This is a genomic window from Achromobacter sp. DH1f (assembly GCF_000633435.1).
GTDB lineage: Bacteria > Pseudomonadota > Gammaproteobacteria > Burkholderiales > Burkholderiaceae_B > Achromobacter > Achromobacter deleyi.
In genome coordinates this window covers 84,910-103,259 of record NZ_AYMF01000001.1, presented here as the reverse complement: position 1 = coordinate 103,259, position 18,350 = coordinate 84,910, and the positions used below count along the sequence as shown (strand labels likewise).

Annotated in this window: 15 protein-coding genes; all 15 read right to left on the bottom strand. The window is 63.5% G+C overall.

Annotation, left to right across the window (positions count from 1 at the left end; all coding sequences use genetic code 11):
- Positions 1 to 7: 7 nt before the first annotated feature.
- The 15 genes from rpoD to hisS all read right to left on the bottom strand — a co-directional run bounded on the left by rpoD (position 8) and on the right by hisS (position 18,340).
- Positions 8 to 2,275: an RNA polymerase sigma factor RpoD gene (gene rpoD, locus U858_RS0100450; RefSeq protein WP_025135231.1), complete on the bottom strand. Its 2,268-nt coding sequence runs from the start codon at positions 2,273 to 2,275 to the stop codon at positions 8 to 10.
- A gap of 757 nt (positions 2,276 to 3,032) precedes the next feature.
- Positions 3,033 to 5,093, bottom strand: coding sequence for a DNA primase (gene dnaG, locus U858_RS0100445; RefSeq protein ID WP_025135230.1), 2,061 nt, complete (start codon positions 5,091 to 5,093; stop codon positions 3,033 to 3,035).
- 19 nt (positions 5,094 to 5,112) lie between these two features.
- The gene (rpsU, locus tag U858_RS0100440) at positions 5,113 to 5,325 is read right to left on the bottom strand and encodes a 30S ribosomal protein S21 (RefSeq protein WP_006218592.1); all 213 of its coding nucleotides are present in this window, start codon (positions 5,323 to 5,325) and stop codon (positions 5,113 to 5,115) included.
- Between the two features lie 291 nt (positions 5,326 to 5,616).
- Complete coding sequence (locus U858_RS0100435; RefSeq protein ID WP_025135229.1) at positions 5,617 to 6,159, bottom strand: phosphoribosyltransferase; 543 nt, start codon at positions 6,157 to 6,159, stop codon at positions 5,617 to 5,619.
- A gap of 83 nt (positions 6,160 to 6,242) precedes the next feature.
- The gene (locus tag U858_RS0100430; protein WP_029953375.1) at positions 6,243 to 7,538 is read right to left on the bottom strand and encodes an adenylosuccinate synthase; all 1,296 of its coding nucleotides are present in this window, start codon (positions 7,536 to 7,538) and stop codon (positions 6,243 to 6,245) included.
- Between the two features lie 76 nt (positions 7,539 to 7,614).
- Positions 7,615 to 8,772: an ATP phosphoribosyltransferase regulatory subunit gene (locus tag U858_RS0100425; protein ID WP_025135227.1), complete on the bottom strand. Its 1,158-nt coding sequence runs from the start codon at positions 8,770 to 8,772 to the stop codon at positions 7,615 to 7,617.
- Positions 8,773 to 9,017: 245 nt separating this feature from the next.
- Entirely contained in the window at positions 9,018 to 9,923 is a 906-nt protein-coding gene (gene hflC / locus U858_RS0100420) for a protease modulator HflC (RefSeq protein ID WP_025135226.1), read from the bottom strand.
- Positions 9,924 to 9,941: 18 nt separating this feature from the next.
- Positions 9,942 to 11,246, bottom strand: a complete 1,305-nt coding sequence (gene hflK / locus U858_RS0100415) for an FtsH protease activity modulator HflK (RefSeq protein WP_025135225.1) — start codon at positions 11,244 to 11,246, stop codon at positions 9,942 to 9,944.
- A complete protein-coding gene (gene hflX, locus U858_RS0100410) occupies positions 11,212 to 12,318 on the bottom strand; it encodes a GTPase HflX (RefSeq protein WP_025135224.1) in 1,107 nt (368 codons plus the stop codon). Before hflX ends, hflK begins: the two co-directional genes overlap by 35 nt.
- 84 nt (positions 12,319 to 12,402) lie before the next feature.
- Entirely contained in the window at positions 12,403 to 12,639 is a 237-nt protein-coding gene (hfq, locus tag U858_RS0100405; protein ID WP_006218585.1) for an RNA chaperone Hfq, read from the bottom strand.
- Positions 12,640 to 12,800: 161 nt separating this feature from the next.
- Positions 12,801 to 13,868: a histidinol-phosphate transaminase gene (gene hisC / locus U858_RS0100400; RefSeq protein WP_025135223.1), complete on the bottom strand. Its 1,068-nt coding sequence runs from the start codon at positions 13,866 to 13,868 to the stop codon at positions 12,801 to 12,803.
- A 3-nt stretch (positions 13,869 to 13,871) separates the two neighbouring features.
- Positions 13,872 to 15,224 (bottom strand): ribosome biogenesis GTPase Der, encoded by a 1,353-nt coding sequence (gene der / locus U858_RS0100395; RefSeq protein ID WP_025135222.1) that lies wholly within the window; start codon positions 15,222 to 15,224, stop codon positions 13,872 to 13,874.
- 25 nt (positions 15,225 to 15,249) lie between these two features.
- Positions 15,250 to 16,407: an outer membrane protein assembly factor BamB gene (gene bamB, locus U858_RS0100390; RefSeq protein ID WP_025135221.1), complete on the bottom strand. Its 1,158-nt coding sequence runs from the start codon at positions 16,405 to 16,407 to the stop codon at positions 15,250 to 15,252.
- 5 nt (positions 16,408 to 16,412) lie between these two features.
- Positions 16,413 to 17,051: a tetratricopeptide repeat protein gene (locus tag U858_RS0100385; protein WP_025135220.1), complete on the bottom strand. Its 639-nt coding sequence runs from the start codon at positions 17,049 to 17,051 to the stop codon at positions 16,413 to 16,415.
- A gap of 2 nt (positions 17,052 to 17,053) precedes the next feature.
- Positions 17,054 to 18,340, bottom strand: coding sequence for a histidine--tRNA ligase (gene hisS / locus U858_RS0100380; RefSeq protein ID WP_025135219.1), 1,287 nt, complete (start codon positions 18,338 to 18,340; stop codon positions 17,054 to 17,056).
- Positions 18,341 to 18,350: the final 10 nt, after the last annotated feature.

Sequence of the window (18,350 nt, the reverse complement as noted above, 5' to 3'; positions counted from 1 at the left end):
AGGAAACTTACTGCCCTTCCAGGAAGCTCTTCAGCTTGTCGGCCCGGCTCGGGTGACGCAGCTTGCGCAGCGCTTTAGCCTCTATTTGGCGGATGCGCTCACGCGTGACGTCGAACTGCTTGCCCACTTCTTCCAGGGTCTGGTCGGTGCTCATTTCGATACCGAAACGCATGCGCAGAACCTTGGCTTCCCGCGGGGTCAGAGAGTCTAGCACTTCCTTGACCACGTCGCGCATGGAACCATGCAGCGCGGCATCGGAAGGCGCCAGCGTCGAGGTGTCTTCGATGAAGTCGCCCAGATGCGAATCGTCGTCGTCGCCGATCGGCGTTTCCATGGAGATCGGTTCCTTGGCGATCTTCAGGATCTTGCGGATCTTGTCCTCGGGCATGTCCATCTTCTGCGCCAGGGTCGCGGGATCCGGCTCGGCGCCGGTTTCCTGCAGAATCTGACGGCTGATCCGGTTCATCTTGTTGATCGTTTCGATCATGTGGACCGGAATACGGATGGTGCGTGCCTGGTCGGCGATGGAACGGGTGATCGCCTGGCGAATCCACCACGTTGCATACGTCGAAAACTTGTAGCCACGACGGTACTCGAACTTGTCCACCGCCTTCATCAGGCCGATGTTGCCTTCCTGGATCAGGTCCAGGAACTGCAGGCCGCGGTTCGTGTACTTCTTGGCGATCGAGATCACCAGACGCAGGTTGGCCTCGGTCATTTCGCGCTTGGCCTTGCGAGCCTTGGCTTCGCCGGTGGCCATGCGCTTGTTGACGTCCTTCAGGTCCTTGAGCGGCAGCACGACGCGCGTTTGCAGGTCGATCAGCTTTTGCTGCAGTTCCTGAACGGCGGGGATCTGGCGCTCGAGTGTTTCGGCGTACGGGTGGCCAGCGGCCACTTCGTCCACGACCCACTGCAGATTGGTTTCGTTGCCCGGGAACACCTTGATGAAGTGCGTGCGCGGCATGCCGGCACGGTCCACACACGTGTGCAGGACGGCGCGTTCAAGCTGGCGCACTTCTTCGACCTGGTTACGCAGCGTGTCGGCCAGCTTTTCCACCATCTTGGCGGTGAAGCGGATGCCCATCAGCTCGTTCTGGATCGATTCCTGGGCGCGCACGTAGACGTCCGACTTGTAGCCGTCCTTCTCGTACGACAGGCGCATCTTGTCGAACTGCTTGCTGACCTCGTCGAACTTGGCCAGCGCCTTCACGCGCAGGTCTTCCAGCTGCTTGCTGGACATGCCGCCGGCAGGGCCGTCGTCGCTTTCGTCTTCGTCGGCGGTGACGCCGGCGCCAGCGTATTCTTCGCCGTCTTCCGGATCGACCAGGCCGTCGACCACTTCGTCGATCTGCGCTTGACCATCACGAACGCGCAGGATGTGCGCCAGGATTTCGTTGATGGTGGTCGGGCAGGCCGAGATGGCCATGACCATGTGCTTCAGGCCGTCTTCGATGCGCTTGGCGATTTCGATTTCGCCTTCGCGGGTCAGCAGTTCCACCGAACCCATTTCACGCATGTACATGCGGACGGGGTCCGTGGTGCGGCCGAAATCGGAGTCCACGGTGGTCAGGGCGGCTTCGGCTTCGTCTTCGACGTCATCGTCGTTGGACGCGACCGGCGCGTTTTCGCTCATCAGCAGCGTTTCGGCATCGGGCGCCTGGTCGTAGACCGCGATGCCCATGTCGCTGAACGTGCTGATGATGCCGTCGATGGCTTCCGCGTCGACGAGGTCGTCGGGCAGGTGGTCGTTGATTTCGCCGTACGTCAGGTAGCCGCGATCCTTGCCCAGCTTGATCAGCTGCTTCAGGCGGTTGCGGCGGGCTTCGTATTCTTCGGGCGTGACGGGGCCGCGGGCGATCAGATCCTTGGGATCTGCCTTGCCGCGCTTGCCACCGCGCTTGGGCGGCTTCAGGTCAGGCAACACTTCGCCTTCGCCGTCCATCGCGTCATCGAAACCGTCGGAATCGTTGTTCGCGTTCTTGGCGGGGCGGCCCGGGCGGCGGCCGCTAGGGACCGGACGCGCGCTGCCGACCAGGTCGGCGAGCTTGTCTTCGGCCTTCTTGGCGCGAGCCTTGGTCACCTTCTCGGGCTTGTCTGCCGCTGCCGTCTTCGCCGCCGCCTTCTTGGCGGCCGTCTTGGCTGCAGGCTTGGCGACCTTCACCGCCGTCTTGGCGGGCGCTTTTTCCGCCGCCATGCTGACGACACGCTTGGCCGTCGTGGCCTGCGTGTCGGTCGCATCAATTGCAGAGGAGGATTTGCCGGTGGATTTGGTCATAGTCGCTTCCGTGGTCGTCGCAACCCGTTTGGGCATGTTGCACCGTACAACGCCGCCTCCGGGCAAAGGCCCTTTGCGGCGTCAATACGGGTAAAACTGGTGAATCGGCTAAGGCCCTGCGGCTGCGTTGTTCGCAGCGCCAGCTCTTGCGAGCCCGCTTGGCGCCGTTCCGGTGCAATACCGGCTGGGCGCTTGACGTGCATGGCCTCATCCGGCGGCGGAACCCGGGCGTTGGGGGGGCTGTCTGCCTATAAATAGGCTGTGCTTGCTAACGGGTCATTGCCCTTGGCAGCTAGATAGACACAGCACCCAAACCACAAACGCTACACGGGGATACCCGTCGCCGAACTGCGTAATTCACCGCTCAGCTATAGTAATTAACTATGTAACAAATTTGACGCGCACGTCCGCTTTTTTTCCGCTGCGCCGCCCTGGGACTTTCCCGATCATCCGGTACGGGTCCGGGTCTCTCGCCCGAACTACTGGCGATGCCACTGGCGACACTACTGCCGGCAATACTGCCATCACTACTGGCAAATACCTGCTGGCGGATACTTCAGCCTGCCTGCCCGTCAAACTGCATAACTATTAGATTCCGGCGGCGGAAATAGATTCCGCTCGCCGTATTTTTTCCTGCTCTCTTTTCTCTGCTCTCGAGCTACGCCCGAGGCTTCCCAACAGATTCAGCTGATATTCAGTACTGCAAAACCTGCTACCAACGCCTGTTTGCTGCGGAAAACCCTTGATTTTACCGCATTTACCGCACACCGGCACCTTTCAGTACCGCCATGCGGCTGGACAGCTCCAGATAGCGCTTGCGCTGCTCATCCGTCGTCAAACCCGTGGCCGCCAATTTCGCCATTTCGGCCTTCGCCGAATCGAATTCGATCCTGCGCAGGGCGTCGTCCCACTCGGTCTGCGGATCAGGCAGATCTTCCTGAGACAGGATGTCGGCACGCAGCCCCTTGAGCACCGTCGCCAGATCAGAATCCGGCTCGGCGGCTTCCAACAAGGCTCCAACATGGCGGGCCCCGCTGGATTGCGCCAGCATGATCAAGTCCCTTACCAATCCTAGATGGGGGCCATGGTCGATGACTTCAAGCTGCTGGTCGCCCATGGAGTCCACCAGCTCGGGGTGAGCAAGCAGCAGTCCTAACAAGCGCTTGGCCAGTGACGGCATGGTGCGGCGGCCTTCGAAGCCGCCAACGTCGTCGCGACGCTTCCAGTTGCCTTTGCCGCCTTTCCAGTCGCCTTTGCCCTTCCAGTCGCTCTTGCCTTTCCAGTCGCCCTGGCCTTTCCAGTCTTGCTTGCCGGAACCGCCGCCCCAATTGCCCCCGCCACCCGGCTCACCGCCCGGCGACGAAAACTGGCCGACATCGACGTATTCGCCGTCGTCGGCGGGGATGTCATGAAAATCGTGGCCGCCAAAATCGTAGCCCGCGTCCGGATGGCCGCCATCGTGCTGCGGCGCGGCCGCATGCGTCTCGCCGGCCGCCGGCTTGGCCGGTGCACCGAAAGGCTTGGCTGGCTGCTGCGCCAGCACCTGCGCCATTTCTTCAGGCGTCAGTTGCACCAGCTTGGCCATCTCGCGTTCGATCTGCACGCGCAACGCACACTCGGGAATGGCCGCCAACAAAGGCTTGGCTTCATGCAGGCAACTGGCTCGGCCTTCGGCCTCGTCCATGTTGTGCCGCGATGCCAATTCGTCGAGCAGGAAGCGCGACAACGCCACCGCCTCGCCCAGGCACGCACGGAAGGCCTCGGACCCCAGCTCGCGGACGTACGAATCCGGGTCGTGCTCGGTCGGCAGGAACAGGAATCGGATGGCGATATCGTCGCGCAACACCGGCAGGCAAGCCTGCAGGGCGCGCCACGCCGCACGCCGGCCCGCGCCGTCGCCGTCAAAACTGAAGATGACCTTGTCGCTGGAGCGCAGCAGCTTCTTGACATGATCCGGCGTGGTGGCCGTGCCCAGCGTGGCCACCGCGTTGGCGATGCCCTGCTGCGCCAGGCCCACCACGTCCATGTAGCCTTCGACCACGATGATCTGCCCTTCCTGGCGAATCGCCTGGCGGGCTTCCCATAGGCCGTACAGCTCCTGGCCCTTGGAGAACAGCGGGGTTTCGGGCGAATTCAGATACTTGGGCTCGCCTTTGCCGATGATGCGGCCGCCGAAACCGATCAAGCTGCCGCGCGCATTGCGAATCGGGAACATGACCCGTTCGCGGAAGCGATCGTAGCGGCGCCCGTCTTCGGATTCGATGACGAGCCCGGACTCCACCAAGGTGGGGTCTTCGTAATTGGGAAAAACCTGGGACAGCCCGTGCCGGTCGGTACCCGACCAGCCCAAGCCAAAATGTGCCGCGATTTCGCCAGTCAGGCCACGCTGCTTCAGATAGCGGATCGCCGCGGGCGATGCGCGCAACTGCTTCAGATAGTGGGCCTGTGCGGCGTCCAGCACCTGCGTATGGCGGGACTCCTCGGCCTTGCGGCGCGCGGTTTCCTGCTGTTGGCGGGGGCTGCGATTTTCTTCGGGGACCGTCATTCCCGCCGAAGCCGAGAGCGTACGCACGGCTTCGGGGAAACTGGCGCCCGTGTGTTCCATCAGGAAGGTGATGGCGCTGCCATGCGCTCCGCAACCGAAGCAGTGATAGAACTGCTTGGTGGGGCTGACAGTGAACGACGGGCTTTTTTCGTTATGAAAGGGGCATAGGCCAAGCAAGTTGGCCCCACCCTTTCGCAACTGCACATACCGCCCGACTACGTCGACGACGTCGACCCGGGCGAGTAGTTCCTGGATGAATGATTCTGGAATCAATAGATTCTGGAATCAAAGATCAATACAGGCGCGGGGGCAGTTGTTGGCTACGGATGCGCTTGTAGTGGCGCTTCACAGCGGCGGCATGCTTGCGCTTGCGCTCGGCCGTGGGCTTCTCGTAGAACTCGCGCGAACGCAGCTCGGTGAGCAAACCGGTCTTTTCGATGGTGCGCTTGAAGCGGCGCAGAGCGGCTTCAAACGGTTCGTTTTCCTTCAGTCGAACGATAGGCATAAAGTGATTGGCCTGCTTGTAGGGTAACAAAAGTTGATGACAAACCTGGCTTGCTTGCCAGCAACGCTGCATGGTTTCGTGTGGATTCCGGCAGGGACAAACCCTGCCCCCAGACGCCTTGCAGCGCTAACTTTGGCTGGCTGTTTCCGTTACCCAAAGACTACCCAAAGAGTAACAAGCCAAGTTCGGTTTAGCGATAACCAGCGATTCTAGCATGGTCATGGCCGTTTTGACTACCAGGGGAACGGTCTGGCGCCATACATTGCCAGGCATTCCGTCCCCTGAAACACATCAACCCTTCGACCCTTTGCGGATCCAGGCCTCGAGTTGATGCGGACGCAGGCTATCGTAGTCTTCGAACGGCTGGTGGATCCAGGGGTTGGTCGGCAGCTTGTCGACGTAATAGTCGGGCTGCGCCTGGGAATGCCCCTTCCACCACAGCACGGCGCTGCGCAATTCGGTGATGTCGGCGAACTGGCTCTTCAGGTGGTCGTACACCTTCATGAACGTCTTGCCGGTATCGACCATGTCGTCCACCAGCAACACCCGCCCGGACAACGTGCCGCGCGTGATGGTGATGAACTGCGCAATATCCATGTCGCCCTGCTTCGTGCCGGCCGCTTCGCGGTAGCTGCTGGTCGCCAGAATGCCCAACGGCACATCAAAAATACGGGACATAACGTCGCCGACACGCATACCGCCGCGCGCCAGGCACAAAATCTTGTCGAACTCCCAACCCGATTGATGCACCTGCAAGGCCAGGCGTTCGATCAAACGGTTGTAGTCGTCCCACGTCACCCACAGATGGCTATCGTCATTGGTCGGCGCGCTCATAGGCAAGGATCTCCTGCGTGAAAATACGAAAAGGCCGCCGCCGGTATGAGACCGGCGGCGGCCTTGGGAATAATAACCCGATGTCAGCCCTTCAGGGGGTGACGCAGCACAATGGTTTCGTTGCGGTCGGGGCCGGTGGACACCAGGTCGATCGGCACGCCGCAGACTTCGGCCACGCGCTCGAGGTAACGGCGGGCGGCTTCAGGCAGCTTGTCGTATTCGGTGATGCCGACGGTCGATTCGCTCCAGCCCGGCAGCTCTTCCAGCACCGGTTGCGCTTGCGCCACGGCGTGGGCGCCGTAGGGCAGCACATCGCGGAACTCGCCGTTGACGCGGTAGCCGACGCCCAGCTGGATGGTTTCCAGGCCGTCCAGCACGTCCAGCTTGGTGATGCACAGGCCGGTGATGCCGTTCAGGCGCACCGAACGCTTCAGGGCGGCGCCATCAAACCAGCCGCAACGACGCGGACGGCCGGTGACCGAACCGAATTCCTTGCCGATGGTGGCCAGGCGGGTACCGATTTCGTCGACCAGCTCCGTGGGGAACGGGCCCGACCCGACACGCGTCGTGTAAGCCTTGGTGATGCCCAGGACGTAGTCCAGCGACTGGGGACCCACGCCCGCGCCCGCCGAAGCGGCGCCCGCAACGCAGTTGCTGCTGGTGACGAAGGGGTAGGTGCCGTGGTCGACGTCGAGCAATGCGCCTTGCGCGCCTTCGAACAGCAGGCGTTTGCCTTCCTGTTGCATGGCGAACAGCGTGCTGGAAACGTCCGCGACCATCGGGGCGATCGCCGGGGCCAGAGCCATGGCTTGATCGCGCACTTCGTTGGCCGAGACGGCTTCGGCGCCCAGGTACTGGGTCAGCACGAAGTTGTGGTAATCCAGCACTTCGGCGAGCTTTTCGTCGAACAGCGCGGGGTTGAACAGGTCCTGCACGCGCAGCGCGCGGCGAGCGACCTTGTCTTCATAGGCCGGGCCGATACCGCGGCCGGTCGTGCCGATCTTGCCTTCGCCCTTGCGCGCTTCGCGCGCCTTGTCGACGGCCACGTGGTACGGCAGGATCAGCGGGCAGATCTCGGAAATACGCAGGCGCGAGCGCACGTCCAGGCCGGCGGCCTCGAGCTCTTCGATTTCCTTGAGCAGGGCTTCCGGAGACAGCACGACACCGTTGCCGATGAAGCACGTGACGCCGGGATGCATGATGCCGGACGGAATCAGGCGAAGAATCGTCTTCTTGCCATTGATCCACAGCGTATGGCCAGCATTGTGGCCACCCTGGAAGCGGACCACGCCCTGGACGGATTCCGCCAGCCAGTCAACGATCTTGCCCTTGCCCTCGTCACCCCACTGGGTGCCGATTACGACTACGTTCTTGCTCATGTTACGAATCAATATCGAGTTTCTCGGGAAATCCGGAAATCTCCCCGCGGCCCCCTCGTTACCGAGAGGGAGTTAGTCACAGCGTTCTGACCGTCCAGGCGCCGTCTTGCAGCGCCAGCTCGCGATCGCAAACGAATTCGTCCTGATCCTGCTCGTGACCGGGCAATACCTGAACGACAATCTCACCCGACCGGCGCAGGCGGCGAACCGCCTCGGTCAGGGCGGGGGCTTGCCCCCAGGGCGCGCGAACTGCACGCGCCCGTTCCGCTGGCGGCAAACCTGCCGCCAGTTTGCGTAAATCAAGACTGAAGCCGGTGGCCGGACGCGCACGCCCGAACGCCCGGCTGACATCGTCGTAGCGGCCGCCAGACACCAGCGCATCGCGCCAACCCTCGGCGTACAGCGCAAACTTCACGCCCGAGTGGTAGCCATAGCCGTTGACGTCGGCCAGGTCGATACCGAACGCGACGTTGGGCATCGCATCTACCACCACCTGCAGCGCATCCAGCGCGGCAGCCACATCCGGCAGCAAAGGCAGGTCGCGGCGCGCCTGCTTGAGCACCTCGGGGCCGCCATACAGCTTGGGCAGCAGTTGCAGCGCCTTGAGCGTTTCGGCCCGCATGCCGGGCTTGCGCTCTGCCAGCTCGACCAGCCCCGGCACGTCTTTTTCGCGCATCAGGCGGATGATGTCCTGGGACACGGCCGTGGCAGCGGGATCCGATTCGACGATGCCGCGCAGCACGCCCGGATGGCACAGATCCAGGCGGGGATTGCGCACCCCGGCGATGGCGACCGTTTCCAGCACCAGCTGAATGATTTCCAGGTCGGCTTCAAAGCCGGCATGGCCGTAGATTTCGGCGCCGATCTGCAGCAGCTCGCGGCTGGACAGCAAGTCCGCCGGGCGGGCATGCAGCACGTTGCCGCAATAGCACAGGCGGGTAACGCCGGCGCGGTTCAACAAGTGTGCGTCGATGCGCGTCACCTGGGGAGTCATGTCGGCGCGTACGCCCAACGTGCGGCCCGACAGCTGATCGACCAGCTTGCAGGTACGCAGATCCAGATCGCTGCCGGTACCGGACAGCAATGAATCGATGTACTCGACCAGGGGCGGCGCGACCAGCTCGAAGCCGTAAGTACGGTACAGATCGAGAAGTTCGCGGCGCAATTCCTCGATGCGCCGGGCCTCTGCCGGAAGTACGTCGGCAAGGCTCTCGGGCAGCAACCAGTTACCCATGAATGTTTACCTGAATAACGCCTAGAGATGCGTGGGCGTCGCCCAAACGAAAAAGCGGCTGAGGGGGCGTAAGCCCGCTCAGCCGCTGCGGAATGTTTTCTAGCTTACGCGGTATTGTACATGGTTCAGCCGTGAGCGCCAGCCGGGGTATCCAGGGCGGAAAACCGTCCCCTATTGCGCAATCCGCCAGAAAAAAGCCCCCTGGCTGACCAAGGGGCTTTTGCGTTGCCGCGGGCGGTGAAGCCTTATTTCGCGGCCGGCACGGTGACCGGCGCCAGGGCCTGGCCAGCCGGGTCCTTCATGAACTGGAAGAAGCTGGAGCTGGGGTCGACCACCAGGACGTCACCCGGCTTCGAGAACGAAGCGCGGTAGGCTTCCAGGCTCTTGTAGTACGTGTAGAACTGCGGGTTCTTGCCATAGGCCTGCGCATAGATCGCAGCGGCGGCGGCGTCGCCCTCACCCATGATGCCCTGGGCCTTGGCATAGGCCTGGGCCACGATCACTTCGCGTTGGCGGTCGGCTTCGGCGCGGATCTTCTCGCCCTCGGCGGCGCCAATGGAACGCAGTTCGTTGGCGACGCGCGTACGCTCCGCTTCCATACGGCGATACACCGATTCCGAGATCTCAGGCGCGAACTCGATGCGGCGCAGGCGCACATCGACGATCTGCACACCCAACGGCTCGGCGCGCTTGGCGACGTTGGTCAGGATTTCGGCCATGATCTTGTCGCGTTCGGTCGACACCACGTCGCGCACGGTGCGCACGTTGACCGAGGCGTTCAAGGCATCGCGGATCTGGGCTTGCAGGCGCTCTTGCGCCGCACGCTCGTTGCCGCCGAAGGTCACGTAGTACAGGCGGGGGTCCGCGATGCGCCACTTGACGTACGAGTCGATCAGCAGGTTCTTCTTTTCGGAAGTCTGGATACGCTCGGCTTCGTTGGTTTCGATGGTGAGGATGCGCTTGTCCAGCGTCACCACGTTCTGGAACGGAGGCGGCGCCTTGAAGTACAGGCCGGGTTCATTGATGACCTTGCGCACTTCACCCAGCGAGAACACCAGGGCGTAGTCGCGCTCGCGCACCACGAACACGCAGGAAGAAAGGGCGGCCAGCACGATGAGCAGGCCGACCAGGATAGGCATAAGACGTTGCATGATCAGGACTCCTCCGGGTTAGCGCGACGTACGGTCGCGGGGCAGCGCGTTGCTATTGCTGCTGCCGGAAGGCTGGGGCACCGGCACCGCATTGCCACGCAGAGGCGGCTGGACGGGCGGGCTGATCAATGCAGGCGAACCGGGGTTGCCTACCGCGGACTTGCTGGCGTCTTGAGCCGCCAGATGCATGATCTTGTCCAAGGGCAGATACAGCATGTTGTTGTTGCTCTTGGTGTCGACCATGACCTTGCTGGCGCGCGTGAAGATGTCCTGCATGCTCTCCAGGTACATGCGCTGGCGCATGACGACGGGCGACTTCTCGTATTCGCCCAGGATGCTGGTGAAGCGCGACGTATTACCTTGCGCATCGCCCACGACCTTGGCCTTGTAGCCTTCGGCCTGCTCGGTCATGCGCGAGGCCTGGCCGCTGGCCAGCGGCACGACCTGGTTGGCGTAGGCCTGGCCTTCGTTGATCTGGCGCTCGCGATCCTGGCCCGCCTTGACGGCGTCGTCGAACGCGGCTTGCACCTGTTCGGGCGGCTGCACGTTCTGGATGGCGACCGTGCTGACCTGCACACCGGTCTGGTAGCGGTCGAGAATCTGCTGCATCAGCGTCTGGACCTGCGAAGCGACGGTCGTACGGCCTTCGTACAGGACGAAGTCCATGGACTGCTTGCCGACCACTTCGCGCATGGCGGTTTCAGACGCCTGGCGCACGGAGTCGTCCGGGTCGCGGGTCATGAAGAGGTAGTCGGGTGCGCCATCCGCACGCAGGCGATACTGCACGACGAACTGCATGTCGACGATGTTCTCGTCCGTCGTGAGCATCAGCGCTTCAGGCAGGACCTTGTTGCGCGAACCGCCACGGAAACCGACTTCGAACGTGCGCAGCTGCGACACGTTGACCATTTCGTGGCTTTGGATGGGATACGGCAGGCGCCATTGGAAACCGGCCTGCGACGTGCTCTTGTACTTGCCGAACTGAGTGACGACGGCGACCTGGCCTTCCTGGACGATATAGAAGCCACTGGCCGCCCAGATGCCGACCGCGACCAGGGCGATCACTCCCAGTCCGATGCGTGCGCCACGCGGCGAAGGCGGCGTCATGCCGCCCCGATTGCCGCCCGGGCGATTATTGCCGCCCCCGCCCTTACGGCCGAATAACGATCCGATGCGATTATTGAAATCGCGCCAGACCTCATCGAGGTCTGGAGGACCGTCTCCGTTGCCTTGAGGCCGCTTGGGCGGCGGCTCGGAGCCATTGTTGTTTCCACGACCCCAACCGGGGTCATTCAGATTGAAGAGTTTGATAATTCGAGGCATTGTTTCCCACAATCTGTCCGGTCTCCGCCATTGCCCCGCGCAACGCGTCCAGACCGGCGCGCTCGGTGGCGCTTACAAATACTCGCGCAATCGTACCATGGGCGTCGCGCTCCACTCGGGGTTCCAAACCAGCCCGGTCGATCTTGTTGTATACCAGAATGGTCGGAACGTTGGCAGCGCCGATTTCAGCCAGGACTTTATTGACCTCGAAAATCTGTTCGTCGCGCTGCGGACTGGCCGCGTCGACCACGTGCAGCAGCAGGTCGGCATGCACGGTTTCTTCCAGGGTGGCGCGGAAAGCGGCGATCAGATCGTGAGGCAGGTCGCGGATGAATCCCACGGTATCCGATACGACGACGTTGCCTGCCCCTTCGATCCAGATGCGGCGCGTGGTGGTGTCCAGCGTGGCGAAAAGCTGGTCCGCCGCGTAGGCGTCAGCCCGGGTCAAGGCATTGAACAGGGTCGACTTGCCCGCGTTGGTGTAGCCCACCAATGACACCGACAAGGCGCCGCCACGTGCGCGCGCGCGCCGTTGCGTGACCCGTTGGCGTTCGACCCGGTCCAGGCGCTCGCGCAACGTCTTGACCTTGGCGCCGATCATGCGGCGGTCCATTTCGAGCTGGGATTCGCCGGGGCCGCGCATGCCGATGCCGCCGCGCTGACGTTCCAGGTGGCTCCACATGCGCGTCAGGCGCGTGGACAAGTGCTGCAATTGCGCCAGTTCGACCTGCAGCTTGCCTTCGTGGCTCTTGGCGCGCAGCGCGAAGATATCGAGGATCAGCGCGACGCGATCCACCACGCGCAGGTTGAACAGGCGTTCCAGGTTGCGCTGCTGGGCGGGCGACAGGGGCTGATCGAACAGCACGATATCGGCGAGCAACGCCTGGGCCATGCCGACGCCCTCGTCGGCCTTGCCGGAACCGATGAAGAACTTGGCGTCGGGGCGGTCGCGGCGAGCGGTCAGGGTGCCGACGATTTCGGCGCCCGCCCCCTTCGCCAGCATGGCGAATTCCTCGGCGTGGGCCGTGAAGTCGGGATCACCGAGATCCACGCTGATAATCAGTGCGCGCATACATGCACCATTTTGGAGCCAAAGCGAAAATGCCCGCCGACGTCGACCGTCCGGCGGGCAATAAAAGGTACTTCAGGAGCGAGATTACTCAGCAGGGACTTCCACCTGGAAATTCACGGCGCGGGCGGGAACAACGGTGGAAATGGCGTGCTTGTAGACCATTTGCGTGACCGTGTTACGCAGCAGCACCACGTACTGGTCGAAAGATTCGATTTGCCCTTGAAGCTTGATGCCGTTCACCAAGTAGATCGACACCGGCACATGATCTTTGCGCAGGGTGTTCAGGAACGGATCTTGCAGAGTTTGCCCTTTATTGCTCATTGGCCAGGCTCCATTTGTTTGTTATTGAGTGGTGGCGCGCCGTGTACTGGTGGAGCACGCCGAAACATGTACTCTACAGGGTTTTCCCGGCCCGTGCCACTTGTGTCGGAAGCGAAGATGACACCAGAGTTTTCCGCCGGAAAAGCCTTGCTGGCCGCGGTTTAGACGACCTCGGCGAGCGCTTTCAGAAGCAGTTCGCACTGCTCATCGGTGCCCACTGTAATACGTAGAAACTGGTCTATGCGTGGCTGCCGGAAATGACGCACGATGATGCTGCGTGCGCGTAGCCCGGCGGCCAGTTCCGCGGCGTCCCGGGATGCATGCCGCGCGAACACGAAGTTCGCGCTGGACGGCAGCACCTCGAAGCCCAGCGATGCCAGACCCGCCGCCATCCGTGCGCGAGTCTGAATCACGGCCTGGCGGGTTTGCTCAAAATACTCTGTATCCTCAAGCGCCGCCACCGCCCCGGCCGAGGCCAGGCGATCCACGGGGTAGGAATTGAAGCTGTTCTTGACCCGCTCCAGCCCGTCGATGAGCTCGGGGCTGCCCACGGCGAAGCCCACCCGCAGACCGGCCAGCGAGCGCGACTTGGACAGCGTCTGGACCACCAGCAGGTTGTCGTAGCGCGTGGTCAGGGCAATGACGGACTCGGCGCCGAAATCGACATAGGCCTCGTCCACCACCACCACGGCGTCCGGGTTGCCGGCCACGATGCGTTCGATTTCCGCGACCGTCAACGCTCGACCCGTGGGGGCATTGGGGTTGGGGAAAATGATCGCGCCTGCCTGGCCATGGCGCGCCGGCAGGTAGTCTTCGACGTCGATACGGAAATCGTCCGTCAGCGGCAAGGTCTCGTAGGCAATGCCATACAGGCCGCAATAGACGGGATAGAAGCTGTAGCTGATGTCGGGGAAGCGCAGCGGACGCTCGTGCTTGAGCAGCGCCAGGAAGGCATGGGCCAGCACTTCGTCCGAACCATTGCCCACGAACACGCGGGACGGTTCCACGCCGACCGTGGTCGCGATCGCCTGGCGCAGGCGATCGGAAGACGGGTCCGGATACAGCTTGAGGGTGTCGTCGCTTGCCGCGCGGATCGCTTCGAGCACCTTGGGCGAAGGCCCGTAAGGATGCTCGTTGGTGTTCAGCTTGACCAGGTTCTGAAGCTTGGGCTGCTCGCCCGGGACATACGGACTGAGCGTCCCGACCACGGGACTCCAGAAACGGCTCATGGGTCAGTCTTCCTGCGCGTAGGGGTTGTGCGAGGACTTGAATTCAATACGCAGCGGCGTGCCGGCCAGATCGAACGCATTGCGGAAACGGGTTTCCAGGTAGCGGCGATAGGAATCCGGAATGGCATCCAGCGCGTTGCCGTGGATGACGACCAGCGGCGGGTTCTGCCCGCCCTGGTGCGCATAGCGCATCTTGGGACGGAAGATGCCCTTGCGGGGCGGCTGCTGCTGCTCGATGGCAGCCTGCAGTTCGCGCGTGAGCTTGGGCGTGGACAGCTTGGCAAACGCTGCGGCGTGGGCCGAATTGATGGACTTCAGCAGCGGCTTGATGCCCTGCCCGCGCAAGGCCGAAATGGTGTGCACGCGAGCAAACGACAGGAAGCGCAGCTTGCGCTGGAATTCGCGCTCGATGCGTTCTTTTTCTTCGCCGTCCAGGCCGTCCCATTTGTTGACGGCGACCACCACCGCACGGCCGGTTTCCAGCACGAAGCCCGCGATGTGGGCGTCTTGCTCGGAAATCTCGGTCTGCGCGTCCAGCATGAGCAGCACGACGTTGCTGGCCTCGATGGCCTGCAGCGTCTTGATGACCGAGAACTTCTCGACGGCTTCGAACACCTTGCCGCGCTTGCGCAGGCCGGCGGTGTCGATCAGCGTGTAGCGGCGGCCATCGCGGTCGAAATCGATTTCGATGGCGTCGCGGGTGGTGCCGGGCATGTCGAACGCAATGACGCGCTCTTCGCCCATCAGGGTGTTGATGAGCGTGGACTTGCCGACGTTGGGGCGACCCACGATGGCCAGCTTGATGCGGTGATCGTGCTCGCCCTCTTCGGCGACTTCTTCTTCGGCGGGCGGTTCGGCCAGATCCTTGAGCGCGAGCTCGATCAGGTCGACGATGCCGTCGCCGTGCGCGGCCGAGATGGGATAGGGTTGCCCCAGGCCCAGCTCGTGGAACTCGGAAATGGCTGGGCCCAGGCCCATGCCTTCGGCCTTGTTCACTGCCAACAGCACGCGCTGCTGGCCGGATTTGCGCAGCAAGGTCGCGATTTCGTGGTCGTGGGCGTTCAGGCCCGCGCGGGCGTCCACCAGGAACACCACCACATCCGCCTCGGCGATGGCCTGCCGGGTCTGGCGAGCCATTTCCAGCAGGATGCCGTCCTTGGCGACGGGTTCGAAACCGCCCGTGTCGATGGCGATGAACGGGATATCGCCCACCCTGCCCTCGCCATAGTGGCGATCGCGGGTCAGGCCGGAAAAATCGGCCACCAGCGCGGCGCGCGATCGCGTCAGGCGGTTGAAAAGGGTCGATTTACCCACATTGGGGCGACCGACCAGGGCAACGACAGGCTTGAAGGACACGGTGTAAGGCTTTGTTCTTTAGGGTTTAGTTGGTACCGATCAGGACGAGATTGCCATTGCCCGTCTGGACCAGCACACCTTGGGGAGTCGTCTGGGGCGGCGACACGACGGCGCCGCCGCCAACCGACAGGCGCGCCATCAGGCTGCCGTCGCTGCGCGACAGGAAATGCACGTAACCATCCAGGTCGCCGACCGCGAGCGCGCCGCCCAACACGGCAGGCGCCGTCAGTTGGCGGTTTTTCAGCGCAGCCTGCTTCCAGACGTTGCCGCCGTTATCCAGCGCGAAGGCGTTGACCACGCTGTTCTGGTCGGCCGAGTAGGCAAAGCGCTCATCCAGGGTCATGCCGGAGACGCTGGAGAAATCCTTGGCCCAGATCGGACGGCCCCCGGCCGTGACGTCAAAGCACACGATACGCCCTTGGTAGGCCACCGCGCAAAGCAGGTTGCCGGCAATGCGGGGCGCGCCGACCACGTCGGTCAGGCGTTCGAGGTCGCTGGCGCCGCGCGGGGTGGCCACGGTGCCTTCCCATTGGACGTTACCACTATCCGAGGCGATGGCCATCAGCTTGCCGCCCGGCAGGCCGGTGATGACCAGGCCTTCGGCCAGGACCATCTGCGCGACGCTGCGCAAGGCCAGAGCCGGACCGGGGCGCTGGACGCTCCAGAGGCGCTCGCCATTGTTGGCGTCGAAGGCCTGGATGCGATAGTCGCCGCTGCGCACGACGACGATGCCATAACCCACCACCGGCGAGATATTGACGTCGCTGGTGGCGCGGACCTTCCATTTGACCTTGCCGGTGTCGTCGAAGGCGACCACGTCGCCGTCGGGCGAAGCCACGGCGGTGGTGGTGCCGTCGCTACCGGCGCCGGCCGTCAGCTTGACGCCTGCCTGGGCCTTCCAGATGGGGCGGCCGCTTTGCAGGTCGAACTTGCCGACCGAGCCGTCGGGCGTGGCGGCGTAGATCGCGCTGTTCAGCACGGTGGGCGCAAAGCCCAGGCCGGAACCGCTGCCGATGGACGTGGACCAGACCTGGCGCACGGACATGCCGGCCTTGTATTCGGTCAGCGGAGCGGGGTCGTAGCGGCCGTCGTCATGGGAAAACAGGCCGCAGCCACCCAGGGCCAGCAGGCCCGTCAGGCAAACCGCGCCACGCCACGTACGGCCAAAGGCAAATTTACGCATTACAGTCAGGCTCCGCTCAGGGCATCCAGTTTCAGTTGCACAACCTGGGTCAGCGGATTTGCCGTACCCAGGCCATCGATGGCGCTTTGCCATGCGGCACGCGCTTCGTCGCGCTTGCCTTGCGCAGCGAGAATATCGCCGCGGCGGTCGGCGAACAAGGCCGCGAAGGCTGCCGGCGCGTTGTTCAACTGCGCCAAGGCGCCATCGTATTGCTTCTGGTCGAGCAGCAGGCCCGCCAGGCGCAGGCGCGCCACGGCCTGCATGGCCGGGTTCTTGGCCTGCCCTGCCAACCACTCAAGCTGCTGGCGCGCGCCGTCGAGGTCTTTCTGGGCTTGCAGCGCCTGGGCCGCCACCAGGGCGCCGCGGGCGGCGTAACCGGTGGAACCGTATTGGTCGCGCAAGGTCGCCGCAGCCGCCTTGATGCGCACGGACGAATCGGCGCCGCCCAGGCGGGCCGCGTCTTCCAGGGCTTCGAAGTAGCCCATGGCCTGGTTCGCACGGTGCGATTGATAGGCCTTCCAGCCCCACCAGCCGCCCCACGCCACCACCACGGCCGTCAGCAGCGACACCATCAGGGTGCCGTAACGAGCCCACCATGCCTTGATGGCGTCGAGTTTTTCCTGTTCTTCGAGATCGTATGCCATGCCTAACCCTTGTGATTCAATACTTCGGCCAAGGCCGCCAACGGGACTTGCTGCTGCGCGGCGTCGCCCTGGGCGTCGGCGCGCAGGTATTTGACGCTGGCGGTCTGCGAGGCCACTTCATCGGCGCCAAGGATAACCGCAACCCGGGCGCCACTGGCGTCCGCGCGCTTGAATTGGGACTTGAAGCTGGCCGAGCCGGCGTGCACGACCACCGACAGGCCGGCATCGCGCAGGTCTTCACCGACCCGGGCGGCCAGGCGCTGGGCGTCTTCACCCTGGTGCACCACATAGACGTCGCATTCGGCCGGGGCTTCGACCTGCACGCTCTGTTCCCAGAGATCAAGCAGGCGCTCCATGCCGATGGCGAAACCGACGGCGGGCGCAGCCTTGCCGCCCAGCAGTTCGATCAGGCCGTCGTAGCGGCCGCCGCCGCAGACCGTGCCCTGGGAGCCCAGGCGGTCGGTGACCCATTCGAAGACGGTCAGGTTGTAGTAGTCGAGTCCGCGCACCAGACGCGGGTTCAGGCGGTATTCGATGCCGGCGTCGGTCAGGCGCTGGCAGACGCCGTCGAAGTGCGCGCGGGATTCCTCGCCCAGGAAGTCGAACAGGCGCGGCGCGCTGTCGGCCATTTCCTGCATGGCGGGATTCTTCGTGTCCAGCACGCGCAGCGGATTCGTGTACAGGCGGCGCTTGCCGTCTTCGTCGAGGATGTCGCTGTGCTTTTCCAGGTGGGCGATCAAGGCGGCGCGGTGCGCGGCGCGCTCGGCCGGCTGCCCCAGCGAATTGAGTTCGAGGCGCACGTCGGTCAGGCCCAGCAGCTTCCACAGGCGAGCCAGCATGACGATGAGTTCTGCATCGACGTCAGGGCCGGCGAAACCCAGGGCTTCGACGTCGATCTGGTGAAACTGGCGGTAGCGGCCGCGCTGCGGGCGCTCGTGGCGGAACACGGGGCCGATGGAGTAGACGCGCTGCGGGCGGTCGTACAGCATGTTGTGCTCGATCGAGGCGCGCACGATGCCGGCCGTCATTTCAGGCCGCATGGTGAGCGATTCGCCGTTGAGCGCATCGGTGAACGTGTACATCTCTTTTTCGACGATGTCCGTCACTTCACCGATGCCGCGCGTGAACAGGCGCGTATGCTCAAGCACGGGCGTACGCACATTGCGATAGCCGTAGCCGCGCAGCCAGCCGCGCACGATTTCCTCGAATTGCTCCCAGCGGGCGCTGGGCCCGGGCAGCACGTCATTCATGCCGCGGATGGCGGCGACTTTCTGGAAAGCTTGAGTCATCTTGATCATG

What these genes read in the sequence shown, in the direction of transcription:
- U858_RS0100430 (WP_029953375.1), bottom strand. Translation starts at nt 7,538, where the DNA reads ATGAGCAAGAACGTAGTCGTAATCGGCACCCAGTGGGGTGACGAGGGC.
- rpoD (WP_025135231.1), bottom strand. Translation starts at nt 2,275, where the DNA reads ATGACCAAATCCACCGGCAAATCCTCCTCTGCAATTGATGCGACCGAC.
- hfq (WP_006218585.1), bottom strand. Translation starts at nt 12,639, where the DNA reads ATGAGCAATAAAGGGCAAACTCTGCAAGATCCGTTCCTGAACACCCTG.
- U858_RS0100385 (WP_025135220.1), bottom strand. Translation starts at nt 17,051, where the DNA reads ATGGCATACGATCTCGAAGAACAGGAAAAACTCGACGCCATCAAGGCA.
- rpsU (WP_006218592.1), bottom strand. Translation starts at nt 5,325, where the DNA reads ATGCCTATCGTTCGACTGAAGGAAAACGAACCGTTTGAAGCCGCTCTG.
- hflC (WP_025135226.1), bottom strand. Translation starts at nt 9,923, where the DNA reads ATGCAACGTCTTATGCCTATCCTGGTCGGCCTGCTCATCGTGCTGGCC.
- hisS (WP_025135219.1), bottom strand. Translation starts at nt 18,340, where the DNA reads ATGACTCAAGCTTTCCAGAAAGTCGCCGCCATCCGCGGCATGAATGAC.
- bamB (WP_025135221.1), bottom strand. Translation starts at nt 16,407, where the DNA reads ATGCGTAAATTTGCCTTTGGCCGTACGTGGCGTGGCGCGGTTTGCCTG.
- U858_RS0100435 (WP_025135229.1), bottom strand. Translation starts at nt 6,159, where the DNA reads ATGAGCGCGCCGACCAATGACGATAGCCATCTGTGGGTGACGTGGGAC.
- hisC (WP_025135223.1), bottom strand. Translation starts at nt 13,868, where the DNA reads ATGAGCCGTTTCTGGAGTCCCGTGGTCGGGACGCTCAGTCCGTATGTC.
- hflX (WP_025135224.1), bottom strand. Translation starts at nt 12,318, where the DNA reads ATGCGCGCACTGATTATCAGCGTGGATCTCGGTGATCCCGACTTCACG.
- U858_RS0100425 (WP_025135227.1), bottom strand. Translation starts at nt 8,772, where the DNA reads ATGGGTAACTGGTTGCTGCCCGAGAGCCTTGCCGACGTACTTCCGGCA.
- hflK (WP_025135225.1), bottom strand. Translation starts at nt 11,246, where the DNA reads ATGCCTCGAATTATCAAACTCTTCAATCTGAATGACCCCGGTTGGGGT.